Source organism: Paenibacillus sp. Y951 (genome assembly GCF_056786395.1).
Map to the genome: position 1 here is coordinate 102947 of NZ_JBXCIY010000014.1, position 7709 is coordinate 110655.

Annotated in this window: 11 protein-coding genes; all 11 read left to right on the forward strand. The window is 34.6% G+C overall.

Annotated elements, in window-relative coordinates; genetic code table 11:
- Position 1: 1 nt before the first annotated feature.
- The gene (locus AC1TPB_RS18525; RefSeq protein WP_482077885.1) at positions 2-1012 is read left to right on the forward strand and encodes a hypothetical protein; all 1011 of its coding nucleotides are present in this window, start codon (positions 2-4) and stop codon (positions 1010-1012) included.
- 2 nt (positions 1013-1014) lie between these two features.
- Complete coding sequence (locus AC1TPB_RS18530) at positions 1015-1917, forward strand: hypothetical protein (protein WP_482077886.1); 903 nt, start codon at positions 1015-1017, stop codon at positions 1915-1917.
- A 40-nt stretch (positions 1918-1957) separates the two neighbouring features.
- The gene (locus AC1TPB_RS18535; protein ID WP_482077887.1) at positions 1958-2101 is read left to right on the forward strand and encodes a hypothetical protein; all 144 of its coding nucleotides are present in this window, start codon (positions 1958-1960) and stop codon (positions 2099-2101) included.
- A gap of 42 nt (positions 2102-2143) precedes the next feature.
- Positions 2144-2293: a hypothetical protein gene (locus AC1TPB_RS18540; protein WP_482077888.1), complete on the forward strand. Its 150-nt coding sequence runs from the start codon at positions 2144-2146 to the stop codon at positions 2291-2293.
- 49 nt (positions 2294-2342) lie between these two features.
- Positions 2343-2492: a hypothetical protein gene (locus AC1TPB_RS18545; RefSeq protein ID WP_482077889.1), complete on the forward strand. Its 150-nt coding sequence runs from the start codon at positions 2343-2345 to the stop codon at positions 2490-2492.
- 45 nt (positions 2493-2537) lie between these two features.
- Entirely contained in the window at positions 2538-2687 is a 150-nt protein-coding gene (locus tag AC1TPB_RS18550; RefSeq protein WP_482077890.1) for a hypothetical protein, read from the forward strand.
- A 199-nt stretch (positions 2688-2886) separates the two neighbouring features.
- Positions 2887-3027 carry a hypothetical protein gene (locus tag AC1TPB_RS18555; protein WP_482077891.1) on the forward strand — a complete coding sequence of 47 codons (141 nt, stop codon included), beginning with the start codon at positions 2887-2889 and terminating at the stop codon, positions 3025-3027.
- 44 nt (positions 3028-3071) lie between these two features.
- Positions 3072-3455 (forward strand): hypothetical protein, encoded by a 384-nt coding sequence (locus tag AC1TPB_RS18560; protein ID WP_482077892.1) that lies wholly within the window; start codon positions 3072-3074, stop codon positions 3453-3455.
- Between the two features lie 15 nt (positions 3456-3470).
- A complete protein-coding gene (locus tag AC1TPB_RS18565) occupies positions 3471-3977 on the forward strand; it encodes a hypothetical protein (protein WP_482077893.1) in 507 nt (168 codons plus the stop codon).
- A 412-nt stretch (positions 3978-4389) separates the two neighbouring features.
- Entirely contained in the window at positions 4390-5337 is a 948-nt protein-coding gene (locus tag AC1TPB_RS18570; protein ID WP_482077894.1) for a copper amine oxidase N-terminal domain-containing protein, read from the forward strand.
- On the forward strand, positions 5338-7605 hold the full coding sequence (locus AC1TPB_RS18575; protein WP_482077895.1) for a hypothetical protein: 2268 nt from the start codon (positions 5338-5340) through the stop codon (positions 7603-7605). It begins immediately after the preceding gene.
- The last annotated feature ends 104 nt before the right edge of the window (positions 7606-7709 follow it).

The following is a 7709-nucleotide window of genomic DNA, read 5'->3' on the forward strand; positions in this document are numbered from 1 at the left end:
AATGTTGAGTAGTTGGATAGAGAATATAAGACCTTATCTTGATCCTGCGATAAAAACTCTTTTGATTTGTGGTATACCGCTTATCATTATGTTTTTAATAAGTAAACTTACGTTCCCTACCCTCAATGTAATGAAGATATCTAAATTTAGAGGACTACCGTTCACGCCAACAGAAAAAAAACCAATCTTAAATCAAAAATGGACAAAACATTTGGTGTTATTATCAAAATCCACATCAAATAATAGTATCGCTACGGATCAAGTTATCATAAAGTTTTTAACTTCTACGATTGGATCATTTATGGCTACATTCCTAGCTTATGGATTATTAACAGGATATCTTCATCCGAATAATTTCACTATGGACAAGCTATTTGATGCGAGTTGGTGGGTAATATCTATGATGGCTGCATCCTTGCCTTATTGTCTCATGCGGGTAAAATTGCACAAAATCAGGGTAAAGAACAGTTATGACGTAATTCCTGCTGTAAATACATTAATTATGAAGTATTCTGAGCATCGTGGGAACTTATACTATGCAATACTGGATACGACAAAGACACTTAAAGGCGACATTTTATATGCGTTTAATGGTTTAATTCCTGCATTACAAGGAGCATCCGGTTCCGATTTAGACGAATCTGTAGAATTATTCATTTTTAGAACAAAAACGACATGGGCTATTCAACTTGGTATCTTAATACACAAATCTGAAGAACAAGGCGATGATATTGAATTAGGATTGAAGTGGTTAGCTTCTGATATGAGTGAAGTTGAACAAATTACTGAAGTTATTAAGTCTGAAAATAGGGAAAACGTACAATTGGGTTATTTACCGTTATTTCTCTTCCCAGCAACAATTTACCTTAATCAGTATCCTTCAGCAGGTAAGTCGTGGCATTACTATTTCAATACACCAATGGGGATAAAAGTTGTTTTATTCACATTATTATTTACAACTCTATGTGCTTTTGTTGCTTATATTATTCAAAAGCCTAGAAATGAGGTTTGAAAATGAGTGTATCACAGTATATTGAGCTTTTAGTTATACTTATACCTGCCATTTTAGTGTTTTACTTTATAAAGTTATTTATGTTTTCAGTGAAAAAGGAAAGTGGTACAACTTGGAAGCAAATGCGATCATTTTTTGATAACCAAAAAGGCATAGCATTTGAAATGTATAAAAATAATGATATGCATGATGAGTTTGAAGATGCGGGTTTGATCAAGGCAGGAATCACACCTACTCGCTATCGCATTATCCGAGATTCTACGCTCATCTATTTAATGTGTTTCATACACTTAAAGTTTTTAATTACTGGAGGACAGAATTACCCAAGGAATAGCGTATTAATTATTCTACTTATTTACGTGATTATCGTTGGATTTAATAAAAGTTTTCTTAATATGGGGCTTAAACTCTATAAGAAAAACTTTGATCGTAAGAAAAACAACGAAATATTTATTTTGCAGCAGATCACATCAAACGAATATTCAGATAAACATACGTCTAGGCAAAACGTTTACCATATGTTCTTGTATGTACGAAAGTTTATGAATTATACACAGCCTGCTATTGATGCATTTTTACTTGAATATCCACGAGATCCAATCAACAAGGAAAAAGCCTTTAGGAAGTTTGCTGACATCGTAGGTACAAATGAAGCTAATAATCTATCAGAAATCTTATATCAATGCGATCAAGCTACACCTGATGAAATTAAAGAGGTTTTAATCAAACAATATGAAGAACTTAGGGGTAAACGGCAGCAAGCCTATAAGAGTCGTATGAAAGATAGAGGCTTAGTTGCTTACACCTTAGTATTTTTAGGAGTACTTGTTGTGTTTGTAAGTGCGTTGATGATCTATTTTTTAGAATATCAAGACCTGATGTCTTCAACTTACAACATGCAATAATATATACTTTTTTGAAAGGAATGATCACTTGAAGGCTGTCATGATGAAAGTTTTGATGGTTGGGTTTGCAGTAGGAGCAATTGTTTTGTTTGTACAAAGCGATAATGGAATTTGGGGAGATACAAAACAAATCAGAGACTCTTCTTCATCAACCATTGAATCAAGATTAGCTCCACCGCCATGAAATACTCCATTGCAATAATTATTAATGAAGGAGGTTAAGTAAATGAAACCCGTAATTATGAAAATTCTTATGATCGCAGCAGGTGTAGGTCTATTCGCATTATTGGTGGTTGGTGCTCTATGGAGTGATGCAAAGACACTTGAAACCAATAAAGATTCTCAAATCACAAAAGCATCCATTCCATCTAGCTAATATTTTTGTAAGAATAAATTTTGCAATTAATTTGAAGGAGGTTAAATAAATGAAGCCCGTAATTATGAAAATTCTTATGATCGCAGCAGGTGTTGGTCTATTCGCATTACTGGTGGTCGGTGCTCTTTGGGGGGATGCAAAGACACTTGATTCCAATAAAGATGTTCAAATCCAAAAAGCAGCCATTCCAGCTAGTTAATCCTGTATTCAGAAACAAAATCATATTATTGAAGGAGGTAAGAAAATGAAACCCGTAATTATGAAAATTCTAATGATCGCAGCAGGTGTTGGTCTATTTGCATTATTGGTAGTCGGTGCCCTTTGGGGTGATGCAAAGCAACTTGATACCAATAAAGATGCTCAAATCCAAAAAGCAGCTATTCCATCTAGTTAAACGTTATAAATTTCGATATGTTGAGGTCATCTCTATGAAATCGGTTATTACAAAAATTTTAACAATCACAATAGTTGTGGTAATCTTTTCAGTATTTATTTTTAGTGGAATGTTGGATACTTCTAACGATGCCAATGTGAAGGTAAGCAATAAATTCTCGGAAAAAATATTACCGCAATAAGGATAAGGTGATTAAAGCATGAAATCAGTGATTACAAAAATTATTCTTGTTGGACTAGCCGTTGCATGTATCACAGTAATTGCTTTTCCTTCCATTATGAGTGACGGTCAAAAAGTTAAGGATCGTACAACCAATCATTATCAGCAAATGTTTCAATAATACGGAGGTGAAGAGGGGGAATTCAGGTTTCCTCTCCTTATAACATGAAAGAAACTATTACAATGTTATTGGCGTTTCCCTTTATAATCTTCTTCATGTTTCAGCCATTTATGACGGAAGTTGTGAATATGAGAGGGATGAATATAGAACATATAACGGATAAGTATACCAAGTTATCAGCTGTAGAAGGTTATTTGTCTCCAGCGCTTCAGAACGGAATTAAGAGAGAGTTAGCAGATTTACATTACGATACATCAAAATTGATAATATCGGGCACAACAAGCCCAGTAGAACGTGGTTCAGATATCGTAGTAAGAGTTGAATACCCTATCGGTAACATCTTTATTTTTATGAATTGGTTTGGTTCAGATTCTAATTTAGGAAATTATGTTTTTACTGCCATTGAAATGTCTGAGTACATTTTTTAAGATGAGGGATTTATAATGAAATGGTCTATTATTCTTTTATTTGTAGGTGCTGTTTGTTCCATACTATGGATATGGCAGATGGATAATCATTCAACTAAAGTAGCACATATGAGGCTTAAAGATAGTTTGGATCGTGCTACTCATGACGCTGCTTTACAAGTAGATAAAAACATTCTAGCTAGTAAAGGAGCAATATTATTTACTAGCAATGCTAGAAGTGTCTTAGACTCGACATTACAAAAAAACTTAAAGTTTGATGCGAATCATTACCCAACTGCAAATAACTTGTTCCGTAGTTCGGATCAATTGCAAGTCTTAGTATTTGAAAAGCTAGAAACGGGTTGTTCTGCTGGTAGTGTAGGTTTCCCTTGTACGTACATAAATACCACCTATGATTATATCGATACGATAAAAGGGCCAAGCATCGTTTCAATTATCTCCATGAGACACCCTAGAAAGTTCGGAATTTCACAAGATAAAGATTTTATTGTGGGAAGTTCACATGAATATATCCCTTTTTGATAAAAAATTCAATCCTTCCTATAATAGAGGTAAATGAACATGAAAAATTGTTATACGGCAGAACCGTATAAGTAGGGGAGAACTCCTGTTTATTCGGTTCTGCCTTTTTTATTTCAAAGCAGAAAAGGAGGGTTGAATAATGTGGAAATGAAAAGCAATAAAAATATAGTTACAGTATTAATACAAGGAAAGGACTACTCCAAATATTCAATATTATTTTCTTGATTTATATTTTTTGAAAATGGAGTCACTATATAAATGCACTTATGTTCTATAGAGATTAGACCTATAAATAAGGTGTTATTAAAAATGCACAATTGGTCTAGTAATGAGATAATTAGATATAGGCTAGTTAGTAGTACATATTAACAATAGGAAATGTAATCAAATACCATTAAGGAGAGATGTTTAAGTGAAAAAGTATATTCTAGCAATAATAAGTGTGGTACTTATGTTTTCATTAGTTGGTTCAGTAGGTGCAGCTTCAAAAGATGTACCTATGTTCAAAGTGAATGGAAAGTTGTTCGTTACGCCAACTGGTGAGCCTGCTCCATATGTTAACAAAGACAACCGTACAATGGGTTCTCTACGCTTGATCGCTAGTGCATTGGGCGTTGAAAACAAAAATATCAAATGGTCGTCAGCTACAAATACAGCGACTCTAGTACGTGGTAATAATACGGTATCTGTTGTTGTTGGTAAAAAAGAAATTACCGTTAATGGTAAGAAAGTGGTTATGGATACTGTTTCTGAAATGAAAAAAGGTCGTGTATTCATTCCGGCTAGATTCATTGCACAAGGTCTAGGCGTGAAGATCGGTTATGAAGCTGCTACTGGTACAGTGTTGTTCTATACAGGCGAAGTTGCGAAACACAACTTTGAGGATTATGGATTAACGCCATTAGAGAAGTTGCCACTTGAACTAACAGCGAATGGATTAAAAATGACGGTTAATGAAGTGTATGTTTATCCAACAAGTGCAGCAGAAGCAAAGGCTCTAGATAGCAAGTATGATATTTATAAATTTGAAGATGCTTATTACCTTGTATGGGTGAATGTAACGCTTGAAAATGTTTCTAAGAAACGCATTGCTAGAGATTATCACGATATGCAAAGAAAAGTCGCTGTTGTTAATGGAGATGGAAATGCTATGGAATATTCAACGTCATGGTTAGTTAAACATGCAATTAATAATAATACTGAAATTCTTTCTAATTTCTCGCTTGAAGCAGGTGAAAAAATTACGAGTAATATTCCATTTGTAGATTTAGTAAATAAAGATTTAGACTTTGTTGCTATCAGTGTTCTAAATGGTAGTTCGATAAAGGAATCATTGTTAGCTGAAAAAGGAGATAAGTAGATGAAAAAGATTGTAGCTATATTACTAGCTTTAGCATTATTAACACCACTAGTTTCTAGTGGTGTTAAAGCCGAAACGAATACAAATCAATATGAGATAAATTTGAAAGTAATTAAAGAAGAAATATTTGATTCACCTAATGCGACACGAACAATTACATTATATTTTCCGAAGGAAGCAGAAAATATAGTAAAAGGATCATTTAAATTTTCGGGATTAGGCGAGATTGTCGGAGAACCTAACGTAGTTACAGAAACAAGAACAATAACGGTAACACTTAAAGGCGAAGAAAAGGTAGTGAGTTCTAAAACGGTACAAGGATATGCTACTAATTCTAAATTGAAGTTCCCTTCAAATCCAGGTAATGCCATGTGCCGTTATAGTGACGGTATAGATTGGCAAATTGCATCGGTGAAAACATCGGACTTTTCACAGACTCAATTTAGGTTCTCTAATATGAAAGGTATGCCAAGCGATGTTCCTTATGAATCTCTAAAAAAACAATTGATAGCAACCTTTGTAGATATTAAATTACCCACCACAGGAATATCTTGGTTTGAAGTTAAATTAGATGAAAACGGTAAACCTGTTTTAGATAAAAAGGGAAATGAAGTTTTGGTGAGTTTCCCTTCAAATCAAGTTAATACAAGTACTATTGAACTGCCAAAAAGCGCAGTATTCTCAACATTAGGATCGCCTATTTTTCCAAATAATGGATACGATAAAAAAAATCCGAAAATTGGAGTGCAATACAACGCAGAATCAAGAACCCTATCTGATTTGGGAGTTATTGATACCAAAAACCCTGCTTTTCTAACAGGGCATGCAGCTTGCTATATGTACGCTAGTCCAATGTCCTACTATGTAACAGCTACAACAATACCTAGCATATCTTATGATTATAGTGGAACAATCACATTCGATTACACAAAGCCAAACCATGCCTATATCGTAGCAACATTAACGGCTGATCCAACAAGCACTAAGTTTAGTGATAAAGATGTAAAAGTAAAATTAACTCTTGATGGTGAAGTAAAGAATTTAAGTAGTCCTGGAGCGATAGATTATTACATGCTCTACATTCGAACGGAAGATAGTTCGATCAATCCCCCTGGAATAGAGATAAAAGCGAACGGAAAATTAAAGGTTAGTGGTTCAATAGATTTTACAATTCCAAAAAGTAAAATGACTAATAAAACCGAATTTACAGAAATCTATGTTGGTCGAATATTTGCTTACTATAAAGCAAGTTCATACTTTGTAGATCCAGTCAACGGAAAATTTATGGATTCGGGGCAAGTGAGAGCTACCTCTTTAGTTTATAAAGAACAGACACCACCGCCACCACCACCGCCATTGAAAAAGAAACCGACAGCGATCATTGAATCAGATTCCGAAGTGCTGCTAGGTGACGATGTTTATGTCAATGGTTATGAATCCTACGATGAAGACGGCACGATTGAAACCTATGATTGGACGATGAGTGGTGCTAAAGATCCAATTACGAAAAATGAAGGCGATGGGTGGATATGGTATGACAAATTAGGACCGAAAACGATAGATTTATGCGTAATCGATGATGATAGTTTGCAAGATTGTACGAAACATTCACTTATTGTCACAGAGCCGATTGTCATAGCAAATATTAATCAAACAGGCACATTAAAAGAGAATAGAAAAGTAACCTTTACCGCAAATGGCACAACCTCAACTCGATATCCGATTGTAGATAGCAAGACAACTTGGAAGGTTGAATCGCAATATGGAAACATACCACAAACACAAATTAAAACGAGTAGTGCGCTTAAAGGTAGTAAGAGCATCGATGTTCTATTCAAAACGCCAGGTGAGTACAAAGTGACATTATACATGGAGAACACATTAGGCTATACCGATGAAATCACAAGAGTATACAATATATTGCCTGATGAAGTGCCTTATACTAACTTTACATTCCAGGAGAAAATCTATCGAGATCCAGTGAAGGGCAATCTAGCAACGTTTGAACTTACCGATCGTTCCTATTCTACTGATGGTGATCAGATTGCAAAGCGTAATTGGTTTGTCATTTTTGATGCGAATAACGATGGCATCTACAACGAACCGAAAGTGTTATTCCAAAGTGGAAATGAAACCAATGTAATTTACGAGAGTAAGCATGTAGGAAAATATAGATTCTTACTTGAGGTACAAGAAGAATTTGGACAACCAACGATTGATGCTTTTGTAACAGCTAGTGATCGAAGAAAATCTAATACGTGGGAATAAAGGAGAATAACCGATATGAAGAAAGTAGCCAGTAAATCCATTCTAATGATGCTCGTACTGCTATTAGCATTTTCTTCATTATCCACACCTACCTTTGCGGTTGA